The sequence below is a fragment of the Rhizobium sp. BK176 genome (assembly GCF_024808055.1).
On record NZ_JANUBV010000001.1, the window covers coordinates 466233 to 487431 of the forward strand.

The 21199-nt window shown below is 61.0% G+C and carries 27 protein-coding genes and 1 tRNA gene; 22 read left to right on the plus strand and 6 right to left on the minus strand.

Features of this window, described 5'->3' with window-relative positions; genetic code table 11:
• Positions 1-36 precede the first annotated feature (36 nt).
• From trxB to FHT76_RS02800, 7 genes are all read left to right on the plus strand, one after another.
• Entirely contained in the window at positions 37-966 is a 930-nt protein-coding gene (gene trxB, locus FHT76_RS02770) for a thioredoxin-disulfide reductase (protein ID WP_259184156.1), read from the plus strand.
• Positions 967-1044: 78 nt separating this feature from the next.
• Positions 1045-1332, plus strand: a complete 288-nt coding sequence (locus FHT76_RS02775; RefSeq protein ID WP_259184157.1) for an HU family DNA-binding protein — start codon at positions 1045-1047, stop codon at positions 1330-1332.
• A 319-nt stretch (positions 1333-1651) separates the two neighbouring features.
• Entirely contained in the window at positions 1652-2605 is a 954-nt protein-coding gene (locus FHT76_RS02780; protein ID WP_259184159.1) for a DsbA family protein, read from the plus strand.
• A 26-nt stretch (positions 2606-2631) separates the two neighbouring features.
• A complete protein-coding gene (gene smc / locus FHT76_RS02785) occupies positions 2632-6057 on the plus strand; it encodes a chromosome segregation protein SMC (protein ID WP_259184161.1) in 3426 nt (1141 codons plus the stop codon).
• Between the two features lie 54 nt (positions 6058-6111).
• Positions 6112-6417: a hypothetical protein gene (locus FHT76_RS02790; protein ID WP_259184162.1), complete on the plus strand. Its 306-nt coding sequence runs from the start codon at positions 6112-6114 to the stop codon at positions 6415-6417.
• Entirely contained in the window at positions 6414-6899 is a 486-nt protein-coding gene (locus tag FHT76_RS02795) for an NUDIX hydrolase (protein WP_259184163.1), read from the plus strand. The genes FHT76_RS02790 and FHT76_RS02795 overlap by 4 nt, the downstream gene beginning before the upstream one ends.
• A 297-nt stretch (positions 6900-7196) precedes the next feature.
• Entirely contained in the window at positions 7197-7919 is a 723-nt protein-coding gene (locus FHT76_RS02800; protein ID WP_259184164.1) for a hypothetical protein, read from the plus strand.
• Here FHT76_RS02800 and FHT76_RS02805 read toward each other — a convergent pair.
• On the minus strand, positions 7899-8936 hold the full coding sequence (locus FHT76_RS02805; RefSeq protein WP_259184165.1) for a hypothetical protein: 1038 nt from the start codon (positions 8934-8936) through the stop codon (positions 7899-7901). The genes FHT76_RS02800 and FHT76_RS02805 overlap by 21 nt on opposite strands.
• Positions 8937-9182: 246 nt before the next feature.
• Between FHT76_RS02805 and FHT76_RS02810 the strand changes: the two genes are divergently transcribed.
• Positions 9183-9902, plus strand: a complete 720-nt coding sequence (locus FHT76_RS02810; RefSeq protein ID WP_259184166.1) for a DotI/IcmL family type IV secretion protein — start codon at positions 9183-9185, stop codon at positions 9900-9902.
• Positions 9902-10510, plus strand: a complete 609-nt coding sequence (locus FHT76_RS02815; RefSeq protein ID WP_259184167.1) for an SMC-Scp complex subunit ScpB — start codon at positions 9902-9904, stop codon at positions 10508-10510. The genes FHT76_RS02810 and FHT76_RS02815 overlap by 1 nt, the downstream gene beginning before the upstream one ends.
• On the opposite strand, the gene FHT76_RS02820 is transcribed toward FHT76_RS02815, so the two are convergent.
• Positions 10420-10731, minus strand: a complete 312-nt coding sequence (locus FHT76_RS02820; protein WP_259184169.1) for an iron-sulfur cluster assembly accessory protein — start codon at positions 10729-10731, stop codon at positions 10420-10422. The genes FHT76_RS02815 and FHT76_RS02820 overlap by 91 nt on opposite strands.
• Before the next feature lie 116 nt (positions 10732-10847).
• On the opposite strand from FHT76_RS02820, the gene FHT76_RS02825 reads away from it, so the two are divergent.
• Complete coding sequence (locus tag FHT76_RS02825; RefSeq protein WP_259184170.1) at positions 10848-11174, plus strand: iron-sulfur cluster assembly accessory protein; 327 nt, start codon at positions 10848-10850, stop codon at positions 11172-11174.
• Positions 11175-11265: 91 nt separating this feature from the next.
• Positions 11266-11415: a hypothetical protein gene (locus tag FHT76_RS02830; RefSeq protein ID WP_259184171.1), complete on the plus strand. Its 150-nt coding sequence runs from the start codon at positions 11266-11268 to the stop codon at positions 11413-11415.
• Here the strand turns inward: FHT76_RS02830 and FHT76_RS02835 are convergent, their stop codons facing one another.
• On the minus strand, positions 11416-12480 hold the full coding sequence (locus FHT76_RS02835) for a hypothetical protein (protein ID WP_259184172.1): 1065 nt from the start codon (positions 12478-12480) through the stop codon (positions 11416-11418). It abuts the gene before it with no gap.
• 101 nt (positions 12481-12581) lie between these two features.
• Here FHT76_RS02835 and FHT76_RS02840 point away from each other — a divergent pair, with 101 nt between their 5' ends.
• The 5 genes from FHT76_RS02840 to FHT76_RS02860 all read left to right on the plus strand — a co-directional run bounded on the left by FHT76_RS02840 (position 12582) and on the right by FHT76_RS02860 (position 15562).
• Entirely contained in the window at positions 12582-12908 is a 327-nt protein-coding gene (locus FHT76_RS02840) for a hypothetical protein (protein ID WP_259184173.1), read from the plus strand.
• Positions 12908-13342, plus strand: a complete 435-nt coding sequence (locus FHT76_RS02845; RefSeq protein WP_259184174.1) for a hypothetical protein — start codon at positions 12908-12910, stop codon at positions 13340-13342. Before FHT76_RS02840 ends, FHT76_RS02845 begins: the two co-directional genes overlap by 1 nt.
• A gap of 45 nt (positions 13343-13387) precedes the next feature.
• Positions 13388-13463 (plus strand) — tRNA-Arg (locus FHT76_RS02850).
• 295 nt (positions 13464-13758) lie between these two features.
• A complete protein-coding gene (locus FHT76_RS02855; RefSeq protein WP_259184175.1) occupies positions 13759-14484 on the plus strand; it encodes a hypothetical protein in 726 nt (241 codons plus the stop codon).
• Between the two features lie 67 nt (positions 14485-14551).
• Complete coding sequence (locus FHT76_RS02860; RefSeq protein ID WP_259184176.1) at positions 14552-15562, plus strand: hypothetical protein; 1011 nt, start codon at positions 14552-14554, stop codon at positions 15560-15562.
• 114 nt (positions 15563-15676) lie between these two features.
• Here the strand turns inward: FHT76_RS02860 and FHT76_RS02865 are convergent, their stop codons facing one another.
• Together FHT76_RS02865 and FHT76_RS02870 are read right to left on the minus strand one after the other, a co-directional pair.
• Positions 15677-15832, minus strand: coding sequence for a DUF1127 domain-containing protein (locus FHT76_RS02865; protein WP_259184177.1), 156 nt, complete (start codon positions 15830-15832; stop codon positions 15677-15679).
• A 149-nt stretch (positions 15833-15981) separates the two neighbouring features.
• Positions 15982-16581: a hypothetical protein gene (locus FHT76_RS02870; protein ID WP_259184178.1), complete on the minus strand. Its 600-nt coding sequence runs from the start codon at positions 16579-16581 to the stop codon at positions 15982-15984.
• 79 nt (positions 16582-16660) lie between these two features.
• Between FHT76_RS02870 and FHT76_RS02875 the strand changes: the two genes are divergently transcribed.
• The 6 genes from FHT76_RS02875 (at position 16661) to arfA (ending at position 20285) form a co-directional block, all read left to right on the plus strand.
• Positions 16661-16876: a hypothetical protein gene (locus tag FHT76_RS02875; protein WP_259184179.1), complete on the plus strand. Its 216-nt coding sequence runs from the start codon at positions 16661-16663 to the stop codon at positions 16874-16876.
• Entirely contained in the window at positions 16873-17385 is a 513-nt protein-coding gene (locus FHT76_RS02880) for a hypothetical protein (RefSeq protein WP_259184180.1), read from the plus strand. The genes FHT76_RS02875 and FHT76_RS02880 overlap by 4 nt, the downstream gene beginning before the upstream one ends.
• A 90-nt stretch (positions 17386-17475) precedes the next feature.
• Positions 17476-18792: an AAA family ATPase gene (locus tag FHT76_RS02885; RefSeq protein WP_259184181.1), complete on the plus strand. Its 1317-nt coding sequence runs from the start codon at positions 17476-17478 to the stop codon at positions 18790-18792.
• Between the two features lie 241 nt (positions 18793-19033).
• Positions 19034-19597, plus strand: coding sequence for a type 4 pilus major pilin (locus tag FHT76_RS02890; RefSeq protein ID WP_259184182.1), 564 nt, complete (start codon positions 19034-19036; stop codon positions 19595-19597).
• Positions 19598-19729: 132 nt separating this feature from the next.
• Positions 19730-20002 (plus strand): hypothetical protein, encoded by a 273-nt coding sequence (locus tag FHT76_RS02895; RefSeq protein WP_259184183.1) that lies wholly within the window; start codon positions 19730-19732, stop codon positions 20000-20002.
• Positions 20003-20063: 61 nt separating this feature from the next.
• Positions 20064-20285 carry an alternative ribosome rescue factor ArfA gene (gene arfA / locus FHT76_RS41360; RefSeq protein WP_405049490.1) on the plus strand — a complete coding sequence of 74 codons (222 nt, stop codon included), beginning with the start codon at positions 20064-20066 and terminating at the stop codon, positions 20283-20285.
• 210 nt (positions 20286-20495) lie between these two features.
• Here the strand turns inward: arfA and FHT76_RS02900 are convergent, their stop codons facing one another.
• Positions 20496-21185, minus strand: coding sequence for a hypothetical protein (locus tag FHT76_RS02900; RefSeq protein ID WP_259184184.1), 690 nt, complete (start codon positions 21183-21185; stop codon positions 20496-20498).
• Positions 21186-21199 lie beyond the last annotated feature (14 nt).

Here is a 21199-nt window from a genome sequence, read left to right on the forward strand (position 1 = left end):
TGACGATTGGAGCCAACCACAAGTGAAGGTACTCCAATGCAACACCGCAAACTCATCATCCTCGGTTCCGGGGCCGCCGGCCTGACGGCCGCGATCTACGCCTCCCGCGCCGGACTTTCCCCTCTCCTCCTGACAGGCGCACAGCCAGGCGGCCAACTGACCATCGCTGGCGAGGTGGAAAACTACCCGGGTTTCGTCGAAGCCATCGAAGGCGGCGATCTCACCGCGACCATGCAGGAACAGGCCGAGCGCGTCGGCACCGATATCGAATATGACACGATCGTCTCGGTCGACCTTCAGACACGCCCCTTCGTCCTCAGGGGCGAAAACGACGACTATTCCTGCGACGCGCTCATCATATCCACAGGCGCGAAGGCCCGCTGGCTTGGTATCGAGGGCGAATCGGAATACATGGGCAAGGGTGTGTCGGCGTGTGCCACATGCGACGGGTTCTTTTTCAAGGGGCTCGATGCGGTTGTCATCGGAGGAGGCAACACCGCCGTCGAGGAAGCCCTCTACCTGTCGAAGATTTGCCGCACGGTACACCTTATACACCGCAGGGATTCGTTGCGCGCGGAAACGATCCTGCAGGAAAGGCTCCGTGCGAGGGACAACGTGGTGTTCCACTGGAACGCACGCGTGGAAAAAATTGTCGGAAACGAAGACCTCACCAAAGTGGGGTCGGTTTCGATCGTTTCCACCGTGGACGGATCGGAAGACTCCATCGCGACTGATGCGGTATTCGTGGCTATCGGCCACGATCCGGTGACGCAGCTGTTCGATGGAAAACTTGAAACGTTTTCAGGTGGTTACATAAAGACGGAAGCGGGCGGCACGCGCACGAGCGTCGACGGCGTGTTCGCGGCCGGAGACGTCGCTGATCCTGTCTATCGGCAGGCAGTCACGGCTGCTGGAATGGGCTGCATGGCCGCACTCGATGCGGACCGTTGGCTCGAAAAAGCCTGATTTTCTGGGCTTCCGGCCATTGCATCATGGAAATAATCGTGTAATGGAAGACATGGAACTCATTCCAAGGAGTAAAAAATGAGCAACACCAAGTCCAAGTCCGATCTCGTCGATTCCGTAGCCGCCAAGTCCGGCCTCACCAAGGCAGACTCCGCGAAGGCAGTTGACGCAGTACTCGCTTCGGTCGTCGAAACCCTCCAGGCGGGCGACGCCCTGAACATCATCGGCTTCGGCAAGTTCGAATCCCAGCACAAGCCGGCTTCCAAGGGTCGCAACCCGTCGACGGGCGCTGAGATCGACATCGCAGCCCGCAACGCTCCGAAGTTCTCGGCCGGCAAGGCCCTCAAGGACGCACTCAACAAGTAAGGTCCTGGCGGCAACGCCGGTATCCACTTACAAGAAGGGCCGTACGCCACACGCGTGCGGCCTTTCTTGCGTCTACACGGGCAGGTGCCGCAGAGGCGACGCGCGTCCACCGACGGCGCGCGCAACCGGCCCTTCAGCGCGCGACAGCCCGCGCCGGGAACCCCGACTCGACTTCCCTTCGCTCTACGTCGACGTCGATCACGCTTTCGGCCTCTCGACCCGGCGTCTTCAATATCGGGTGAACACCTTTACTCCTACCCGTTCCTGACGGACAATCCGCTTCTGACGAGTTCTATGTTTTCCCCGAAAAGGACGCAGCATGAAGACCACCCCGGCCAGCAAGGGCCTTATCGCCATCCTCGCTCTCACGACCGCAGTCAACATCGGCATCGCCGCCGGCAACTACCGGATCATGGCGGCCGGTTCTGCTCCCGCTGCGTTCGGCTCGCTTGAATTCGACCCGAACGCCAAGTCCACGCTTGTGGCCCCGCCCGCGGCCGATGCCAAGGCAAACGCCAGCGATGCCGAGATCGACGCCTTGGTCGGCAATGTCTCCGACAACAAGACGGCTCCTTCGGTGAACGAGGACGACATCCGCCGCATCGTGCGCGACGAGATCAACACCAATCCGAAATTCGTGATGGATGCCCTGAACGCCTACATGCAAAAGCAGCAGGCGGACGAGGCGGCGAGCGCCGACCAGAAGGTCGTGGAGAAGGCCGCCGCCGTCACCGAAGACAAGGGATATCCGTTCGTCGGCAACAAGGACGGCAAGGTCGAACTCTTCTATTACTTCGACGTCAACTGCGGCTTCTGCAAGAAGATCGACGGAGAACTGCGACGCTTTGTGGACGCGAACCCGGACGTGAAGCTGGTCCACCGCGAAATGCCGATCCTGACGCCCGCCAGCACCACGGCGGCCCATATCGGCGGCACGCTGTTCGCTCTCTACCCGGAAGCCTATCCGAAGTTCCACGACATCCTCCTCGGCCATCCCCAGGCTTCCACGCCCGACGACATCGACGCCGCTCTGCGGGATGCCGTCGGCAAGGAAAAGGCCGACGAAGTCATCGCGAAGTCTTTCAATGTGACGGAAGACGGCGTGGCGAAGGACGTTGACGCCCGCATCAAGGCGACGCTTTCGACCGCCACGGACGCCGGCATCAACGGCACGCCGTTCATCTACGTCAAGGGCGCGAACTCCTTCGTGCGCGGCGCGGCACCCGACCTCTTCGACCGCCTGAAAGCCGCGGCCGACATCGCCCGCAAGTAATCCACACACGAAGGCCAACGACCCGCATGAAGATCAACAAGCTCCGGATTTCCGGCTTCAAGAGCTTCGCCGATCCCGTCGAGATAGCCATCCTCGACGGGATCACGGGCGTCGTCGGCCCTAACGGTTGCGGCAAGTCGAACGTCACCGAAAGCCTGCGCTGGGCCATGGGCGAAACCTCGCCCAAGCGCCTGCGCGGTAGTGGCATGGACGACGTCATCTTCAACGGTACCGACGTCAGGCCACCGAAGAACCACTGCGAGGTCACGGTCTACCTCGACAATCCGCGCGGGCTTGGTCCGGCGGAATTGAAAGACCTCGAGACCATGGAAGTCTCCCGCCGCATCGACCGCGGCGACGGCAGCACCTACAAGGTCAACGGCAAGCCCGTAAGGGCAAAAGACGTTCAGACCCTCTACAAGGACGCCGGCATGGGTGCCGGTTCGTCCGCGCTCGTCAGCCAGGGCCATGTCGCCTCGATCATAAACGCCAAGCCCGTCGAGCGCCGGAACCTGCTCGAAGAGGCCGCCGGTGTCTCCGGCCTCGCCAGCCGACGCCACGAGGCGGAACTGCGCCTTCGCGGTACCGAGGAGAACCTCGAGAAGGCCGAGATGATCGAGAAGGGCCTCAACGACCAGGTGGCGTCGCTGCGCCGCCAGGCGAGGCAGGCCAAACGCCGCCGCGAGATCGACGACCTGATCCGTGCGGCGGAAGCCACGACGTTCCTCGTCAGGCGCATAACCTCGGAAGCGAGAGTGGCGTTGGCCGAGGCGGCGCAGCTCGACAACGAGGAGCATGTGAAGGCCGCTTTGATCGCCCAGGCCGCTCTGGACGCCACGCTGTCGGCCGCAGAAGCGCAGGCAGCGCCCCTCCTCCAGAAGAAGATCGACGCCGAGACGGCCTTCGCGCTCGCCAAGGCACGCGTCGACAACATCCGCCGCGAAATCCAGTCTGCCAGGAACGCCATCGCCAACGCCGCAAAGACAGTCGCCCGCGCCGATGCCGATATCGAACGGGACCGCACCGAGCTCAACGCGCTGGCCGAAGAGGCCGATCTGTTGCGTGACGAGACAGAGGCGGCCAAAGACGACGCGGAATACGATGTCGTCCTGATCGAGGAAAACACCGCCCTTCTCGAGGAAGCGCGTATCGTTCTCGAAGGCAAGACGGAAGAGGCCAACGCCGCCGCCGATGCCCACTCCATGCTCGCGGCCGCCCGGGACGGACTGGTCAAGCGCCAGGCCGATCTGTCGACGCGGCTGGCGCGCAGCGCCGAGCGACTGGCGAGCGCCGAAGCCAGAGCGCAGGAACTGGCACGCGAGTTCGCCGCGCTGCCCGCCGAGCCACCGAGCATCGAAGCCCTGCGCATCACGACGGAGGAAGCGGCCGCCAACCTCGCCGTCGCGACCGAAACCCGTCAGGCCAGCGAGATCGCCCTCGTCGAAGCGAAGACGGCGCTTGCGTCGATTTCCGCCATGCAGGCCGCTCTGAATTCGGAACTCTCGGCCCTGTCTAGGACAATCAACGGGAACGGTGCGGCTGACATGTGCAGCGCCGACACCGGGTATGACGAAGCGCTCGCAGCCGCTCTCGGCTCGGCCTTCCACGCTCCGATCGGATCGGGCGAGACCCACTGGTGGACACTCGTATCCAGCGTGACCGCCAAACACCCTGACAAGACAACACCGCTCTCGGCCCATGTTCGTGTTCCCGCCGAACTGACAGCGGCCATTGCCGCAACGGGGGTCGTGCGGAGCCCGGAAGACGCGGAAGCGCTGGTGTCGTCGCTTGCCCCCGGCCAGTCGATCGTGACCGTAGACGGACGTCTCTGGCGCTGGGACGGATATCGTTCTGTCGACAGCGCCGAAGGTGCCGCAATCACGCGCAGGACCAGACGGACAGAGGAAATCCGGTCCGAACTCGATCGTCTCGAGGCGAGCGCCGCCGAGATCGACATAGACCGCGCCCAGACAGCAGCCGCGATGGCCGCAAAGGACGAGGCGGCGGCCAAATCGACCCTGTCGACATCCGAACGCGAGCTGGCCGAGGCCAGACGTCAGGTGGAACACACACAGAGACGCCGGGTCGAGCTGGAAGCGAAGATCGCCGGAATGGCAGAGACGATCGAGGACGCCACGTCGCAGCGCGACGCGGAAACGCAGGACCTCGAAGCCGCCCGCGCCGAACTCGACGCCTACCCGTCGATCACGGCCAGCGAAGCGACGTTGAAGGCCGCCAGGGAGGCCCAGACCGGCGCATCCAAGGCCTACGACACAGCCAGACTGTCCCTCGATCGCGTCCGCCGCGAAGCGGAGACCAGATCGGTGCGCACCGAGGCCGTCCGCAAGCAGATGGCCGAAATCGACCGTCGGTCGAAGGCCCTGACCGAAGGCATCGCGGAACTCGCCGCCCGCAGGATGGAAGCGATCGAGGAAGCGAAAGCGCTCGAGGAAACCGACGTGCTGATGCCCGACGCCGAGGCCAACGCCATCGAGGACGTCGAAGAGCGACTGGCGACCCTCGTGGAGACACAGGAAGCGTCCAGCGCCCTCGAGGCAACCCTGCATGCCGCCAGGGGTTCCGCACGCGACGGCGAGGCCGCCGTGGCAGGTCTTAAGGAGAACCGCGCCCGCCTCATCGCCGAGATGAAGGCGGCACGCGACAGCAACGACGGACTGTCGCGCGAAATCGCCGAACGGTTGAATTGCCAGCCTGACCAGTTGGAAGCCATCTCGGGTATCGCCGACCACGCTGACCTTCCCGATCTCGCGAAATGCGACGAACGGGTACAGAGGCTGGTGCGCGAACGCGAACAGATCGGATCGGTCAACCTGCTGGCGGAACAGCAGCTCAACGACGTCGAAAGCAAGGTCGGCGAGGCCGGCAAGGTCCGCGCCGAACTGAGGGAGGCGGTCCGCCAGCTGCGCGACACCATCTCGAAGATCAACGCCGAGTGCCGCGAACGGCTGCTCGAGGCCTTCGCCGCGGTCGATGGACACTTCCGCACCCTGTTCAAGCGCGTGTTCAACGGCGGCGAGGCCCACCTCAAGCTGTCCGGCTCCGACGACCCGCTGGAGGCGGGCCTCGAAATCTTCGCGTCCCCGCCCGGCAAGAAGCTTCAGACCATGACGCTGTTTTCCGGTGGCGAACAGGCGCTCATGGCGTTGTCCCTGATCTTCGCCGTATTCCTGATCCGCCCCGCGCCCGTCTGTATCCTCGACGAGGTCGACGCCCCGTTCGACGATGCCAACGTCGACAGGATGTGCCGTCTCGTCAACGACCTCGCGGCCGAAGGAACCAAGTTCATCGTGATCACCCACCACGCGCTGACGATGGCCCGCTGCGACCGCCTGTACGGCGTCACGATGGCGGAGCGCGGTGTCAGCAGGATCATGACCGTCGACGTTGAGCAGGCGGTGTCTTACGTTCAGTCAAGCGCCATCCGGGATTGACCACGGCGAATTTTCGAATCACCCTCATTGGTGTTGCCAATCAGGAAATTAATTATGGACACCAGCGTCTTGTATAACCTGCCGGAGTTTTTCTCGGCCGTCTGGCGTTGGTCCGCGCATCAGGACTCGCGGGTCTCTTTCGCCATCGGTGTCGCGACGACCATCGTCATCGGCCGCCTGTTTTCCCTTTTTGCCAACCCCGCGCAGAAGATACTCGCCTTCGCGGGATTCATCGTGGTCGCCATCATCGTTCTCGCATCCTGGGTGTCCTTCGCCGGCGTCCTGCAGCCTGGCGAAATCCCGTTCGGGAAGGCGGCCTCAACCCCCAACGTCGAAACGTTGACGGAGATTCAGAAATGAGGTTTTACCAACCGCCCGGTGGCCCATCCACCAAGAAGGGCGCTGGCTGCATGATCATGGCCCGCAAGACGGGCCGCTTCCTCATGTGCAAGCGCGCCGTGAACACGCCTTATCCCCTCACCTGGGCCAGCTTCGGCGGAAAATCGGAAGGCTACGAAAGCGCCGAACAGACCGCGCGACGCGAAGCTTTCGAGGAAACCGGCCACCGTATCGACGGCCCCGTCGAACACCTGTTCCACTTCGAACTTTCCACCTTCAGCTTCGACACGTTCATCGCCACCGTCGAGGAGGAGTTCGCTCCGCATCTGAACGGCGAATCGGAAGACGCCAGCTGGATGACGCTCGAGGAAATCCCCGAGAACGTCCATGACGGCCTGCGCGCGATCCTCGAAGACAAGATCACCGTCAACCGGCTTATCCGCCACGTGGAAAGCACGTCCGGCCGCTGGTGCGACTTCGACCGAATCTTCCGCAAGCCCTGAGCATCGCTCGCATTCCTGCCACAACCGAAAAACCCCGGAACCCACGGTCCCGGGGTTTTCTATTGCTCGAACTACTGATTTCAGGTCTTGAAATACGTTCCGAATACTTGGTTTTTACAGGACGTTCTCGCGTCGGTTGAATGAGCCTCAAAATCCGTTGACGAATTCTTCAATTCCGACGAAACAATAATGTTTACAATGTCTTGGCAAATAAGTGATCGAGTTCTTACATTTTCGATTGACGCACCATCTGGATGATTGCTAACTCGTAATTACAGACCCTGGAGAATATGAATTATGAACGCGCTCAACGTCACCCTGTCCACCGACGGTGCTTTTGAAATCAACAGCCCTTATCCCGGCAAGCGCGACTACAAGATCATCCACGACGGCTCCGACACGTGCCATCCGTGGAAGGTGATCTCCGAACTCGGCGAAAGCGGAGTCTGGCGTGACGAAGACACGTTTCAGAACCTGGACGAGGCAATGGATTGGGCAGTCTCCCTATCCACCGAAATCTATCCGGTTCCCGGCTACGGCGTCACTCTACCCTGCGGCACCTTCTTCGCCCGCCCCGGCCGCGTAAAAATTGAAGACGTCATGGCATCGATCGGCTGGGCTTACGTGACCTCCGTGGACGGATGGTCTCCCGTGACATACCCCAAGGGTACACCGAAATCGGTTGTCGAATCTTATTTCCAGGACATGGTGGAGGACACCGCCTCCATCCTCGGCAGTATCGATCTTTGCAACGACAACGAAGACGAACCGATGGACATGTGGATCGCCGATATCACGATACCGGTCGACGGCTTCATTCAGACCGATCGCGCCATAGAGACCTTCAAGGCCATATTCGAGCAGGAAGGCGTTACCTGCACAGGGTCGTTCGATTACGCGACCAGGATAAACGTCGCTCCCCATTCGGCCAACGTCATCGATTTCGTTCCGTACCTCAAGGCGCGGGAAACCTCCCCCGCGCCCCGCAAAGCAGCGACGTCAGCAGAAGCCGGTCGCTAGGCTCGCGCCGCCGGTCGTCTTCATGATCACGCAGGTGGACGCCTTGGCGTTCGCCATCAGAATGCCTGCGACCATGTAGACACCGGCCATGCCGTACGACCCGGCGTTTCTCCCGGCCTCGGCCACTCCCTTAACCATGAAGATGCCTCGGACATACGCCCACGCCCCGAAGAAGGCGAGGATGGTAAAGCTATAGCCGATCAAGGCGCTGTAGCGCACGACGATGTCGATCTTCGAACCCGATGTGTACTTCAGCAGCGACGAGTCGGCGTTCAGATTTCCGAATGTCGTGCTGATCGTGCTGTTGGCCGTTCCGAACACCGTCTGTGACATGAAACCGAAGGCCATTGGAGCGTTCATCAGCATGACGCTGATGACGAGGCGTGTGATATGGCTCTTCGACTGGTCTCGGCCGTCCACGCCCTTGGCCAGCTCGACCAGCGTCATCGCGAAGCCGGCGAGGCCGGCGAGGAAGACGAGCGAGAACAGCACCATGATACCCATGGGAACCGCGTTGACCGCGATGTTCTTCGCCATGCAGACGGCGGGTTCGCTGACGCCGGCGTCGAGACAGTTGACGACATCGCCTGGCGCGACCGTTCCGCCCGTCATTTGCTGGAAGAAGTCGCCCGTGATGCCGTCGTTGTAGTCAAGGCCGCCACCGTCCAGGGTGCCGCCACCGCGTGCCGCGCCGAAGACAGTGTTCATGCCCATGCCGGCGGCGTCTGGCAGCGCGATCAGGAGCGCCCCGACCAGAATCCACACGAGACCGGGCGCGAACCCTTTTCCGCCCCGTTCGTTGGCGGCTTCCGCGAGCTTTCCGAGGCCCCTTGCCATCATGTAGATGCCGCCGACCGCGGCGAGGACCGCGATCAAGAGGAAGAGCGGGTTCCACACGTTCGAAATCAGGCCGACCAGCTTCTCGCCGACGGTGTTCGACGTGTCCGCCCGCGCCTCGCCGGCGACCATGACGACCGCGGGGATCAGCGCCCAGTTGAGCCAATTCAGTTTGCGCATGAAACATCTCCTTCAGCACCAGCGCGGCACCCGACTTCGTCAATCATAGACCCCGGAGTGGCCGCCGGTGTAATCATGTACGAATATCCAAGCAAATCACCCGCTTAATTATTCGACTTGTCCACTTTGATGAAGTAAAACGCCTCGTTCAGCACGCCATTGCACTGTTAAATGCTCACTCGACTGGGGTTTTGATTCAAGTTAACATCAGGAAATACTTTAGGGTCGCGGGAAGAGCCGTCCATAATGTCAGTGCAGATGCGAAAAGGTCAACAAAACACGACCGCACAACAGAAGCCAACGGGACCGTGGCCATCGGCCGATCGCGCCGTCGCCATGATCCTATTTGGCGAGCGCTATTCCAGCGAGCGCCTCTATTTCGTCTCGCGCGTCATGACCATGATGGTCATAGCCCTGGTGATCAGCATCATCGGCAACCTCGCCATGTTCCCCAACCCGCCTCGCTACCGCTACATCCCGGTCAGCAACAGCGGCCTGGTCCTGCCGCAGGTCCCGCTCAGCCAGCCGAACCACGACGACCAGTTCGTGATCGACTGGACGATCGACGCCGTGACCAGGCTCCACTCCTTCGACTTCATGAATTACCGTCTCCAGCTCCAGGACGCGCAGAAAAACCTGACGGCCACGGGATGGGATTCGTTCCAGGCGTCGATGAAGGAATCGAACAACTTCGCGGCCATCCTCGGCAACAGCTTCGTCCTGACCGCCGTTCCGACGGGTGCCGGCAAGATCATCAGCACCGACGTCGTCAAGGGCAACTACACCTGGACGATCCAGTTCCCGATGCTCATCAGCTACCGCTCCTCCGCGCCGGAGAACGCCCAGCGCAAAACCGAGGGCCGGGTGATCAGCGACGCGCTCAACATGACGGTGACCGTCAGCCGCGTCGGCGTGTTCCTCAACCACACGGGCCTCGGGATCAAGGCGATGGTCGGAAAACGCTGATGGCGTCGGCGCTCGGTTCGCAGATCGAGGCGCTGCTGCTTGCCTCGCCAGCGCCCGTCAGCCTGGAGAAGCTCACAAAGCACCTCGGTCGGGACATCTCCGACGAATTAGCAGCGCTCACCGCCTTCTGGGCCACGCGAGGCATGAACGTCCGCATCAGGGACGGAGCGGTGTCTCTCGTTCCGGCGGAAGCCGTCCTGAAGGCCCTCAGCCGCAACGACGCGCGCAAGGGCCGCAAGCTGACCGACGCCGCGGTCAAAACGCTCTGCTTCATCGCCGTCCATCAGCCGGTGACCGCGAAGGACATCGAGACCGGCCGAGGGCTGGCGCTGTTCAAGGGGGTGGTCGATTCGCTGATGGATGCCGGCTTCGTGCGCGCGGCTCTCCGCAAGACCGATTCAGGCCGCGCCGTGACCTATGTGACGACGGACCTGTTCCTCGACCATTTCGGTCTGTCATCCCTCGGGGACCTCCCCTCGAAAGATGAACTCCTCCAGATCGTCAACGAGACGCCTGATCAGACGGAGAACGACGTGCCGCAGCCGCAGGTCGATGTCGCGTTGGGATTGGAAATCTCGAACCTCTCGCCGACCAGCGAGGAAATGTAATCGACGGTGCTGCCGAGCAGGAACGGCAGAGACATCTGATCGACGACGACCGAACCGCCCTCGAATTCCACGACCTCGTCGTCAGCGCCCGCTTCCGCCGCGATGTCGAAAACATATTGGAACCCCTGACAAGCGCCACCGTCGACGGAAACGCGGAAGGGCGCACCCTTGCAGATGGCGGCTATTCTGGACTTCGCATTCTCGGTGACGGTGATGCTCATGGTGTCTATCCTTATGGCCGACCTTGAAGACGGTCTTCGGGGTCATTATTATCCATAGAACATATTACCGACATCGAAGTCTTTCAATAACCGCCCCCTTTGCGATCGGAGTTCCAATGGCCAAAATCCTCAACATCACCCCCGCCGCCGCCGAGAGGATCAAGGAGCTCGCGGTCTCCCATGTCGGGCAGCGCCTCAGGCTATCCGTCGTGAAGTCCGGCTGTTCAGGCAACGGCTACGATCTGTCGTTCGTGGAAGACGCCGGCCCCGTCGACGAGAAGGTTTGCGAACACGGTGCCGAGGTCCTTGTCGATTCCAAGTCGCTGCTGATGGTGTTCGGCATGACGATCGACTGGAAGGAGGACCGTTTCGGCCGCCAGTTCACCTTCGAAAACCCGCTCGAAGCGGGCCGCTGCGGTTGCGGCGCGTCATTTCACATGTGATCGGCCGGCGGCACAGTTTAGCCCCATTCGGCGCACCACCATTGCCCTACGTCCGTATGTCCGGGCCTCTCACCTTCCCGGAACCACCCTCATGGAAAAGTCTCCAGTCAAAGGCTGGCACATTCTCGGCTTCCTCGTCCTCGTCATGGCCTTCGCGGCCTTCTTAGGCCTCACGGAAGAGGCCAGGCCGAAGTCCAATGGGATCGCGGCGGAGATCGAAAGAACCCTCCGCCATCCGTGATCACAGCTTGCCCATCGAGTCTGGAACGGTCGGCAGTTTCTTCTTCTGCCCCGTCCCGGCGCGGTATTCCTCGGCGACCTTGTCCAGCCCCTTCAGCAGCGCGGAACCCTCGTTCGCGTGGTAGACGATGGAGATCGACTTGGTTCCGCCCGATCCCTCGGCCTTGAAGTCCAGCGTTCCCGTCTCGTCGTTGATCGCGAAGATGCCGCGTCCGTTCGCCGTGTCGAAGGCGGCCATCGGGTCGGATGTCGTCAGGGTGGAGTTGCGCGCATAGAGTTCACGGCCGATGGCGACGGCCGCCGCCGTCATGTTCTCGCCTTCTGCATCCAGGCGCACGGTGTCGACGAGGAGCGGAAGGTGGACCGTCGCGATATCCGGCAGGCTTTCGCAGGCCGGAAAGAACTCAGAACAAGCCGTGCGGAAGTAGTTGCCCGTCTGGAACCGCCCGCTCCAGGCCTTCACGCGGACATCCGTCGCCTTGCCTGCGAGCGCCATCGAAAGAAGGCCGAGGTTCGGCTTCAGGTAGACGCTGAGGGTGAACTCCTGCCCCGCAAGAACCACGGGCTTCACGCGCAGTCCAAGCGGCTCCCAGAGGACGACCTGCTTGGCGGCCGGATGCGTCGGCGCGAAGCCAAGGACGGTGCCATCGGCCGTGCGGGCCGCGCCGAGCGCCACGGCGTTGGTCAGCACGTCGCCGAGCGGGACGCCCGTGTCGGATAGCGGGTTGGAATCGTCGGTCGGAATCATCGACTGGACGATTTCCACGATGCGGCTCGCCGGCATCTTCGTCGTGAACGACGTGTCCCAGCTCTTGTGTATCTTCGACACCGGCCACTGAACGTTGAACCTGACGTTCCCGGGCAGCGCCTGGATGCGGCACCACGCCGACAGGAGGTCGTCCGAGGGGTGAAGGCCGAGGAACCAGTTCAGAGCGCCCTGCTGCTGCAACGGCGGGGCTATACAGGCCGACTTCGCCGGGACCGCCTGCTGCGCGGTTGCGGAGGTGCCGAGAAGGGCCACGCAGGCGGCCAGTCCGACGGCTGCGGAGAGCTTTCTGAAGAACATATCGGAGTCCTGAATTTAATAGTACAGGTAGCGTGACATCCCGGCGTAAATACCGCAACATCGTCATTACCCAAGCCTCCCGTCACCCCACGGACACAAGAATGACGACCAATTCGCAGACACCACGGCCGGCGAAGACACCGCCTCGCTCATCCGCCAGGAACGACCTCGACCGCATCGAGGCAACGGGAAGCCCGTGGTGGGCGCAGGCTCCGTCGGTCGCCATGGCGTGCCTGACGGTCGCCGTTACGCCGTTCAAGCTCCTGGCGCTCGTCGCCGACACGGCGGTTTCCCTCTGCTTCCTCGCGGTGTTCGGAACCGTCGGCCTCTGGTACATCGGCTACATCCCCGATCAGACCGTCGCCGAAGTCCTCGGTTCCGTCGGACAGCGACTCCTCGGCATCCTCGAAGGGACAGGCCTCCTGTGATGGCGTCCTTCAAGGCTCAGCTGAACTCCTTCGTCGCCGAACTGTCAGTGGCCGGGATATCCGGCTTCCTGATGTATCACGCGATGCTGCTGGCGGCGCATTTCCTCGGAATTACCTACTCCCGTCTCGATCTTCTCGCGACGATCTTCGTGTTTCCTTTCCCCGCCTTGATCGTCGTGTTCAAAACCGTGTTTCCGCGAACGGTCAGCCACAGGTCCTACTCCGTCATCGCATACATGGTGCTGGCACAGCTCCTGTCCGGATTGGCAGTGGCAGTCCTGCTCGAAGGAATCGGCGAATGCTTCGATTGCCGCGGCAATCTGCACGACGTCGTCTTTTACGCCATCGCGCTCGGCACTCCCTACGGATTGCTGTATGCATTTTTCTCGAAAATATTCAGCGTTGATGTTGACAGTCCGAGAGGCACTGTTTAGAAGAACTCATACGCCTCGCTGAACACAGCAATCGAGGTAATTAAAGACTTCATAGCTCAGTCGGAAGAGCGCCAAATTCCTAATTTGGAGGCCGTAGGTTCGATCCCTACTGGAGTCGCCATTCTCCAATAAAATCAAGTGATTATCTTCATTTGTTGAAGTTATTTCTTTGCAATTCGAGACGTCGCGAAGCTTCGTCAGCGCTCTTGATTGACAGAACTCACATTCCTCGGCAAATATGGCTTTCTGGTCCCGCCATCAGAGAGACCTGGACTCCTGATTCCGAACGGGGAAAGCTGGGGTTAAATCCCGATTTTCCCGTAATTTTTGGCGATGGCGTCATTAATTAACGCAATCCATTGCGGTCCTCCCTGATTGCCTCCATCCTTGCTCTACAACCACACAAGGAACGCTTTATGACGACAATCGCACTGATCCCGTTCAACGGAGCCACCCGAAAAGGCATCGAACACATCCAGGCCTTCATCAACGAAGGCGCATCCAAGGCGCGCGCCGCGATCGACGTCGCCGTAAAGGAGAACGGCGAAACGATCGTCGATATCGTCCATCCTGCCGAAAGCGGCTTCCAAACAGACTGGGAACTAGAAACAGAGCGTCGCAAGCGCTGGATCAGCTCGGAAAAAGGCGACGTGAAGACGCTCGGCTTCTTCCTCGCCATAGCCACTGGACTGGCGTCTTTTCTCTCTTGTATTGGCTTCCAGGACAAAACCACGAGCGACCCCTTCGCTCTCGGCATATTGTTTGCCACGCTGGCGCTTGGTATCGCAGTCATCGGCGGCTATCACTACGCCAAGTTTGCCGCTGACTTCTTCAAGGAGCGCGCGCGGGGATACACCGGATACTTCACAAAGCGGAACGGTCGCCGCATCCATCAGGCCTGGGCCATGACGGCCGATGCGGTCTACATAAGCAATCGCGACGATGAGGCCGACACGCTGACAGTCACCCGGGTCGCTTACCGCGACATCCAAGCCTGCGCCCACCGGAAAGAAGACGGATACGTCGGCGCTTCCCTTTTCGACAAGGAAGGCAACCCCTTCTATATTCTGTCTCCCGCCAGCGAGCGCATTGCGAACGCGACCCGGCTCGTCGAACTCGTCAACGCCAAAATACCCCGCTAGTCTAGGGGCCTACCCTTGCCCTGCCGTTCGCCGAAACCCATAGTTTCGGTGAACGGAGAATACGGAAATGCACATTGGAAGCGACTGGGAGCCGCGTGATGGAGGGTCCCTCGAGCGGCACGGACCGACAGGTGATCTTCACCTCCTGCTTCCTGTCTACTCCGGATGGCGGCTCGAACACTATCCGACCGGCACCATTCCGAGTCCGTGGCACATCGACTTCTTCTGGGAAGCCCGTAACCCCGAACTACTGCTTTCCCTCTCCGACGTCCTCGCCGACCTGGCCGAGAAGAATTCCAACGCCCGCATGGACAACAAGGCGGTCGTCCGCAATGACGACGGCTACATCGCCATCGCGGACTGGCGGGGACCCAGCACCTTCACAGCCCTTCTCGCCGCCCCCGACGGAACCACGGTCGGAAGCTATTCCGGAAGCACCAACACCCCGATGGCGACCTTCGTCTTCGGCCAAAGAACCATTCACGGCAATCAGACGATGCAGGAAGCCCACATGGGCCGAGGGCTGGCGAACCTCCTCGTCGACGCGGCAGAGGAGCTGACGGGCCTTCGCGCCGCCCCGCACGGCCACATGTTCACACCCGGCAGCTGCTCGGAAGCTGCATGGCGGTTCTGGACGAAGCGCGCGGTCCAGCGCCCTGTCCCCGGCCTGACCGGCGACGACTTGGTGAGAAAGAGGCATGCGGCAGCGCTCGAGATGGAATCGAAGCGGCTTGCCACCCGCGTGCCTGACAGCCCGGCCGCCGCCGCCGCCTTCGCCCTTTCGACCGGCGCGGACATCGTGATCGCCGAGCGGTCCGGCGAAATCGGCTTCGCCTGGCCAATCCTTGACGGCCGCAGGATCAGCAGGTCTGGCCTCATCGACGACGATGCCATCCTGAGGCATAATCTTGGACTGTGGGGAAAATGGTCCGATCCGCCGCTGTCTCCCGCGGACATCACGCTGGCGACGATCGAAAACGGCGAGATCGCCGATCTCGACATCCCGCCGGAGGCGGAAGCGGAGATCGCGTTTTCCGCCCTTCCGGCGAGAAGCACCGCGCCGACGTTGATGTTCTAAGCAAAATCTAGCGTCGTCTAGCGACGATTGACGACCGCGACAAGCGAACACGAAAAAGGCCCCGTCGACTTTCGTCACGGGGCCTTTTGCTCAAAGCCGTCGACGCAGGTCCGATCAGAGACCGGCAACACCAGCGCGGGCGACGCCCCGGATTTCCGAACGGCCGATGCCGAGATCGCCGAGTTCGCGGTCGCTGAGGCGGCCGAGTTCATTGACGGTCTGGCGATACTGGCGGTAGTTGCGGATTTGCTTTGCGATGGTGCCGATCATGGCCTTAACTCCTGTGTGTTTCCTATCGTTATCCCCAAAGTTAAATGAGGACTCCGAAATACACCAGCGCCCGTTGTGCATCGCAGCAATGCAGCCCGCGCAGGACGGGCAAACACCGTTTTAAAGACGTCGCGCCGCCTCGACCGCGACTATTGACCCACTGCCTGCAGGGCTTCCTTGAGATCGGCGGCATCTACCGGCTTGCCGATCTCGTCCTTCGACTGGTCGCCGACGACCGGCTGTGGCGCTGGCGCGGCGGGGACAGGCGGTTCCGACGGTTTTTCCTTCTTGACCAGCGAATTGATGTATTCCTCGGCCGCCCTCTTGCGGCCCGACGTCTCCTGCGACTGCTTGAGCTTGTCGGCTCCGCCTTCGATGACGTCGTTCCAGTAAGCCACCATCCGCATGGGAAGGTCTTGTACCCATGGCCCGTCGATCACGAAGCCGGGGCTCTGCGCTGTTCCACCCATGATCTTGAAGGGGGCCTTGTCCTTCTGGACGACGAAGGCGGCGACGCTCTCGTATCCCCTCACGTATCGGTACGGCCCGAAATCGATGCACGGATAGTATCCGCCCGACACCACCGGCGTCATCGCGAGCGAACACATCGCGCCATAGCCCTTGGCAATCGCTTTCTCCGCATACTCGACGACGATCCTGCCGCCACCGACCTCGGCCCGCGACTGCGTCGCCATTCCCGCGAATACAGCCAGAGCCGCGACCACTATCTTTCGTGCTGTCGTCGTCATGGGGGCAAGGTCTCCAATTACTGCTTGATTTTGGCGGGGCCGTGTCTGAAACTTCAAGTTAACCACGGAGGGCGAGCAGTTGAAAAGCACTTTGATCGACGTGCGTCGCCTTATCACGAGACGGCGCGGTGACTGTTTCGGCGCACTCGTCGCCGGCTTCATGTTCATCGCGCTCGCACCCGGAACCGAAGACCCGACGGCGTTCCACATCCTCGGCGCTCCGTTGTTGATCGCGGGAGCAATCCTCTCGGCCATCGCCGTCGCATTTCCGGAAAAGCAGGACAGAGCTAGATGATCAAGAAGGCCACAGACCACACGTTCGAATCGTTCAACAGCGGCCTCGAGACGGAGACGCAGCAGGAACGCGTCGACAACGGCTCTGTACCTCCGTACCTCCTGGACGAAGAGCGCATCTCCGTCTACCTGACGCTGGCGGGCCTTCTCGACGCAGGCGTCGACATGGACACGGCCCTCGTCCTCTTCGGAACGGAATCCAAGGCCCAGAAGAAGAAATACAACGCCGACCGCGTCTCCGAATTCTTCACGACCGCGCGCACGGCACGCGACGTCGTCAAGAACCGCATTGATGGCGACGCTCCGCATACCGACGTGATCGGCGAAGTCGCGGCGAAGTGCTTCGGTCGCATGTTCCCCTCTCCCGAGGAGCTCGTACTCCTGCGCGGTCTGGCATATACGGACAATGTCTCCGCCATCCTTCGCGCCGCCGCCGACATCATCCGCAACAAGACGAAAATGTCTCCGTCGCGCGCCGCCGCGCCGTATATTCGGCGCTCGTCGATCTAATCCAGGACTCCATTAACCAATCTTACGCGTTGACAATTCACGCATCCGGATTAAAAGACCCCGCAATACAACGCTAGGAGGTCCGGAATAGTGATAAACGACGAGTTCATCAAGGCACCGGGAAGCCTCTTCGACGCGAGGGAAACTCTCGTCGGACTCGGCCTCTCTCCGCTCAACAACATCCGAAACCTGGAAATAGCCCGAAAGCGCGCCGGGTCCGGAAATCTCGACGACAAGATATACGGCTTCATGGGTTTATGGTCGCTTGGCAGTCTCGGCAACCGCGACGCCATGATTTTATACGCCGGCGTGATCGAGAGACACGTCGCGGAAACCACCATGCCCGAGGCCCAGGCGACGCACTTCCACGCCGTGGCGGACAACTGGCGCAGGATCATCGCGACGACGGTCGATCTTGAAACCATGATGAACGGCCCCCGGCCGCCGACACAGGAATCGGACGACGAACCCACTCAGACCTTCGGGGTCATGGACCCGCCTGTTGTCGAAAAAGCAGGCTTCGTCATCCTCAATTCGATCGGCGACCCGCAGTCGCAGGAGGGCCGGAGCCTTTCGACGCGCTTCTCGTCCATTCTGCGCAAACAAGTTCCGAGGCGTGGCCTGACGCCGGCAGAAGGAGCCGTCGCCGAAGCCATCGCTTACCGCTACCCTTGGGCGTCGCAGGCGGCCGAGATCATCGAGCGTTCATTCGCGATCATACGAGGAACACATTCCGACCGATCCTACGCCAAGCCGATGATCTTCGTCGGCGAAAAGGGAACCGGCAAGACCTCGCTGGCCATCTTCGTCGCCCAGTTGCTCGGCAGACATTGGATCAGGCTGCCCGCGGCCGGCACGTCCGACGGGGCGACCCTTGCGGCCACGCCGAGAGGCTGGGCCAACTTCAGGACGTCCCTCCCCGCCCAGGCGATCCTCGAATCCCAGTCCTGCGATCCCTGCATCATCATCGACGAACTCGACAAGTCGTCGCGCATCGGCTCGCAAAACGGGAGCGTCATGGGCGCTCTGATGGGGATGCTCGACATCCCGTCGCAGTACTACGACACCGCACTGATGGCCAATATCGATCTCTCCCACACGCTGTTCATGGCGACGGCGAACAGAATAGACACGATAGCCGAGGAGCTGCTCGACCGCTTCACCGTCGTTCCAGTGGCTAGACCCGGCATTGAGCACTTCGACACCATAATCGCCTCCCTTCGACGGAAGACGGCGGAGGAGTACGACATCGACGAGTTCGCGCTGCCCGCATTCGACGATATCGAAACGGAAGCGCTGAAGTCCTTCTTCAGCTCGAGCCGCGGCTCCCTGCGCGCGTTGGCCGATGCCTTCGAGGTCACCCTGAGGTCGGCGTTCGACCGTCAGCGCGTGATACAGCATCATTAGCGTAGCGACCACCCACAAAAAAGGCCCGTCGGCAACCACCGGCGGGCCTTTTTTGTGGGTATTCAACACGTTTATTCGAATATTCGGCAAGTATTAACGGAACCTATACTTTTGCCCAATGTGTCCCAATTCCTGCCGGCGACTTTACTACCACTGGAATTCGTCTGCTTAATACTTGCAGGCCTAAACCAAGTAAAGGGCTTGTAGCCGCAAGCCAAGGGGAACCCGTCGGGAGACACTCATGATTTCCAAACTCCACAGCGCATACGCCAGAAAACTCCACAGGAGCCGCGAGCGCGGCGCGACGATGATGGAAGTCATCGCCTACCTCGCTATCGCAGCCACCATCATCGCGGGTGTCCTTATCCTGCTCGCCCTCGCCTTCGGACAGAGCAAGACAGCAACCGCACTCCAGCAGCTGAACCAGATTCAGACCGCCGTCCGCACACTCTACTCCGGTCAGTCGAACTACCAGGGTCTGAGCACGAGCGTCATCGTCAACTCGAAGGCTCTCCAGCAGAGCATGATCTCGGGCAACACGCTTCGCAGCTCGTTCAACGGCACGATCACCATCACCCCGACCTCAACTCCTGACGGTGGCGCAAACAGCGCCTTCGATGTCACCTTCTCCAACGTTCCGCAGGATGCCTGCCAGCAGATGCTGACAAAGGACATGGGCCGCGGCCTCTACGAGGCAGGCGCTTCTGTTCAGCAGCAGCAGGGGAACCTGCCCTTCACGCTCGCACAGGCTACCGCTTCTTGCAGCGCCACGTACAACACGGTCACCTGGACCTTCGGCAACTAACAGAAGCCGACACCAGACCGAGAAAAACCCCGGATCGCCTCCGGGGTTTTTCTTTGGGGTCTTCGTTTATTATTGACAATACATCCACGCACGAATACACGTCGCTCTCGACGGAACAAAGAGGCGTGATCGATGACCTTCAAAATCAAACAGAACGTCAAGTGTCGGGCGCTTCAACTCGTAGTCGACCCAGTTCGTCTCAATCGGCATATGGAAATCATCAGGGATTTCTACGACCGTGGCTACGACACCCCCAGCGGCCTGAGCGGCGGCCCGGAGTTCAAGGACGGAGAGCGTATCGGGACGAAACTGATCTTCTCCCTCAGCGAGGAAGTCGCCGACGAGTACATCGCCCGCATGCGGCGGCCACCAACCAAGGCCGAAAAGGAAGCGGCGGCCCGTTAGGTCTTGCATTAATCGTCTGGAACCTATATCAAAACCTCGTCGCAACACGAAGGAGGTCGACATGGGAAAGAAAAATCCCGTTGCCTTCGTCCTGAGAACGCCGGTTTTCCGGCCGCGAAAGACGAAGGTCGTGAAAGGCAAGGGTTCCTACACCCGCAAAACAAGACACCGCTCTGGACGAACAGACGGTGTCTTTTTTGTTTCCGGCTTCCGTCATGATCGGGCGTATTTTCCGCCAAAGTCATCGTTTTTGATACGTCCGTTTCGTATTTCAACGAAATGAAGTCCTTTTCTTGTTCCAATTGTGGCGGCTTCACCCTATATTAATAGACGTCACAGGGAGAATCCGACCATGGACAAAAAGACTTCAGGCAGCGCGCGCTCCTTTGAACTGCTTCCGATCCTCGCGGCCTTCACGTTCGTCGTCGCCATTCTCATCGGATCGTCGTCGCTCATGGTCTGCGCGGCCGCCCTTCTCGCCATCCGCTTTTCACTACACGTTGTTGGCTTCGCGCGACCCGTCCCGCAACACTTCCGTAAGCATCGGCCGCCCATGCGGTATTCCCGCTAAATCCGGCTTTCTCATCGAACGCTCGCACCTGGTCAGGATGCCGCATTCAGCCATCGCCGGCGCAAAACACGCCATGGCCTCGTTGATCGCGGCCACCGAGCCGCCGAGGACGAACGAAATCTCCGTCCTGACGCTCGGCGTCCATCCCGACAGCCTTCCCTTGGAATATTGAAGCATCGCCTCGGGTGTCGTGAACGACCGCGCGGGCATTGCCTTGAAGGCAGCCCCGGCGGACATCGGCGAGGTCACGGCGTTGCAGGCGACGGCGTCATCGAAGAACGATCCAAGGCATCTGTGAACCACCTCTTCCGTGTCGTTCAGGAAGGCATCGAGCGGTTCGCGACCGAACATCTCCTCGAACTCGTCGTTTGCCGCGAAGGTCGCGTCCGCGTCGATCACCCCGAGCCTGCCGGACTGCCCGCAGAGCTTCCTTGCCACGAACTCCGCCCGCGCCACCCGTCTTCGACCCAGCCTGGACAATCCGGTCTCGAAAGCCTTTGTTTCCATCGATAGCCGGTAGACGATCGTCGCCTCGACATCGCACAGGCATCGGTCGTCCGGCTGCGCATTCCAGTCGGCGACATTCCCATCGAGATATTGCCCTGCTAGCATTGGAACTGACCCTC

Excerpts from the sequence above, each read along its gene's own strand:
- FHT76_RS02810 (WP_259184166.1), top strand. The coding sequence starts at position 9,183 with ATGTCAGTGCAGATGCGAAAAGGTCAACAAAACACGACCGCACAACAG.
- FHT76_RS02835 (WP_259184172.1), bottom strand. The coding sequence starts at position 12,480 with ATGTTCTTCAGAAAGCTCTCCGCAGCCGTCGGACTGGCCGCCTGCGTG.
- FHT76_RS02845 (WP_259184174.1), top strand. The coding sequence starts at position 12,908 with ATGGCGTCCTTCAAGGCTCAGCTGAACTCCTTCGTCGCCGAACTGTCA.
- FHT76_RS02795 (WP_259184163.1), top strand. The coding sequence starts at position 6,414 with ATGAGGTTTTACCAACCGCCCGGTGGCCCATCCACCAAGAAGGGCGCT.
- FHT76_RS02815 (WP_259184167.1), top strand. The coding sequence starts at position 9,902 with ATGGCGTCGGCGCTCGGTTCGCAGATCGAGGCGCTGCTGCTTGCCTCG.
- trxB (WP_259184156.1), top strand. The coding sequence starts at position 37 with ATGCAACACCGCAAACTCATCATCCTCGGTTCCGGGGCCGCCGGCCTG.
- FHT76_RS02805 (WP_259184165.1), bottom strand. The coding sequence starts at position 8,936 with ATGCGCAAACTGAATTGGCTCAACTGGGCGCTGATCCCCGCGGTCGTC.
- FHT76_RS02855 (WP_259184175.1), top strand. The coding sequence starts at position 13,759 with ATGACGACAATCGCACTGATCCCGTTCAACGGAGCCACCCGAAAAGGC.
- FHT76_RS02830 (WP_259184171.1), top strand. The coding sequence starts at position 11,266 with ATGGAAAAGTCTCCAGTCAAAGGCTGGCACATTCTCGGCTTCCTCGTC.
- FHT76_RS02780 (WP_259184159.1), top strand. The coding sequence starts at position 1,652 with ATGAAGACCACCCCGGCCAGCAAGGGCCTTATCGCCATCCTCGCTCTC.
- smc (WP_259184161.1), top strand. The coding sequence starts at position 2,632 with ATGAAGATCAACAAGCTCCGGATTTCCGGCTTCAAGAGCTTCGCCGAT.
- FHT76_RS02775 (WP_259184157.1), top strand. The coding sequence starts at position 1,045 with ATGAGCAACACCAAGTCCAAGTCCGATCTCGTCGATTCCGTAGCCGCC.
- FHT76_RS02895 (WP_259184183.1), top strand. The coding sequence starts at position 19,730 with ATGACCTTCAAAATCAAACAGAACGTCAAGTGTCGGGCGCTTCAACTC.
- FHT76_RS02820 (WP_259184169.1), bottom strand. The coding sequence starts at position 10,731 with ATGAGCATCACCGTCACCGAGAATGCGAAGTCCAGAATAGCCGCCATC.
- FHT76_RS02840 (WP_259184173.1), top strand. The coding sequence starts at position 12,582 with ATGACGACCAATTCGCAGACACCACGGCCGGCGAAGACACCGCCTCGC.
- FHT76_RS02890 (WP_259184182.1), top strand. The coding sequence starts at position 19,034 with ATGATTTCCAAACTCCACAGCGCATACGCCAGAAAACTCCACAGGAGC.
- FHT76_RS02800 (WP_259184164.1), top strand. The coding sequence starts at position 7,197 with ATGAACGCGCTCAACGTCACCCTGTCCACCGACGGTGCTTTTGAAATC.
- FHT76_RS02825 (WP_259184170.1), top strand. The coding sequence starts at position 10,848 with ATGGCCAAAATCCTCAACATCACCCCCGCCGCCGCCGAGAGGATCAAG.
- FHT76_RS02865 (WP_259184177.1), bottom strand. The coding sequence starts at position 15,832 with ATGATCGGCACCATCGCAAAGCAAATCCGCAACTACCGCCAGTATCGC.
- FHT76_RS02860 (WP_259184176.1), top strand. The coding sequence starts at position 14,552 with ATGCACATTGGAAGCGACTGGGAGCCGCGTGATGGAGGGTCCCTCGAG.
- FHT76_RS02880 (WP_259184180.1), top strand. The coding sequence starts at position 16,873 with ATGATCAAGAAGGCCACAGACCACACGTTCGAATCGTTCAACAGCGGC.
- arfA (WP_405049490.1), top strand. The coding sequence starts at position 20,064 with ATGGGAAAGAAAAATCCCGTTGCCTTCGTCCTGAGAACGCCGGTTTTC.
- FHT76_RS02900 (WP_259184184.1), bottom strand. The coding sequence starts at position 21,185 with ATGCTAGCAGGGCAATATCTCGATGGGAATGTCGCCGACTGGAATGCG.
- FHT76_RS02870 (WP_259184178.1), bottom strand. The coding sequence starts at position 16,581 with ATGACGACGACAGCACGAAAGATAGTGGTCGCGGCTCTGGCTGTATTC.
- FHT76_RS02790 (WP_259184162.1), top strand. The coding sequence starts at position 6,112 with ATGGACACCAGCGTCTTGTATAACCTGCCGGAGTTTTTCTCGGCCGTC.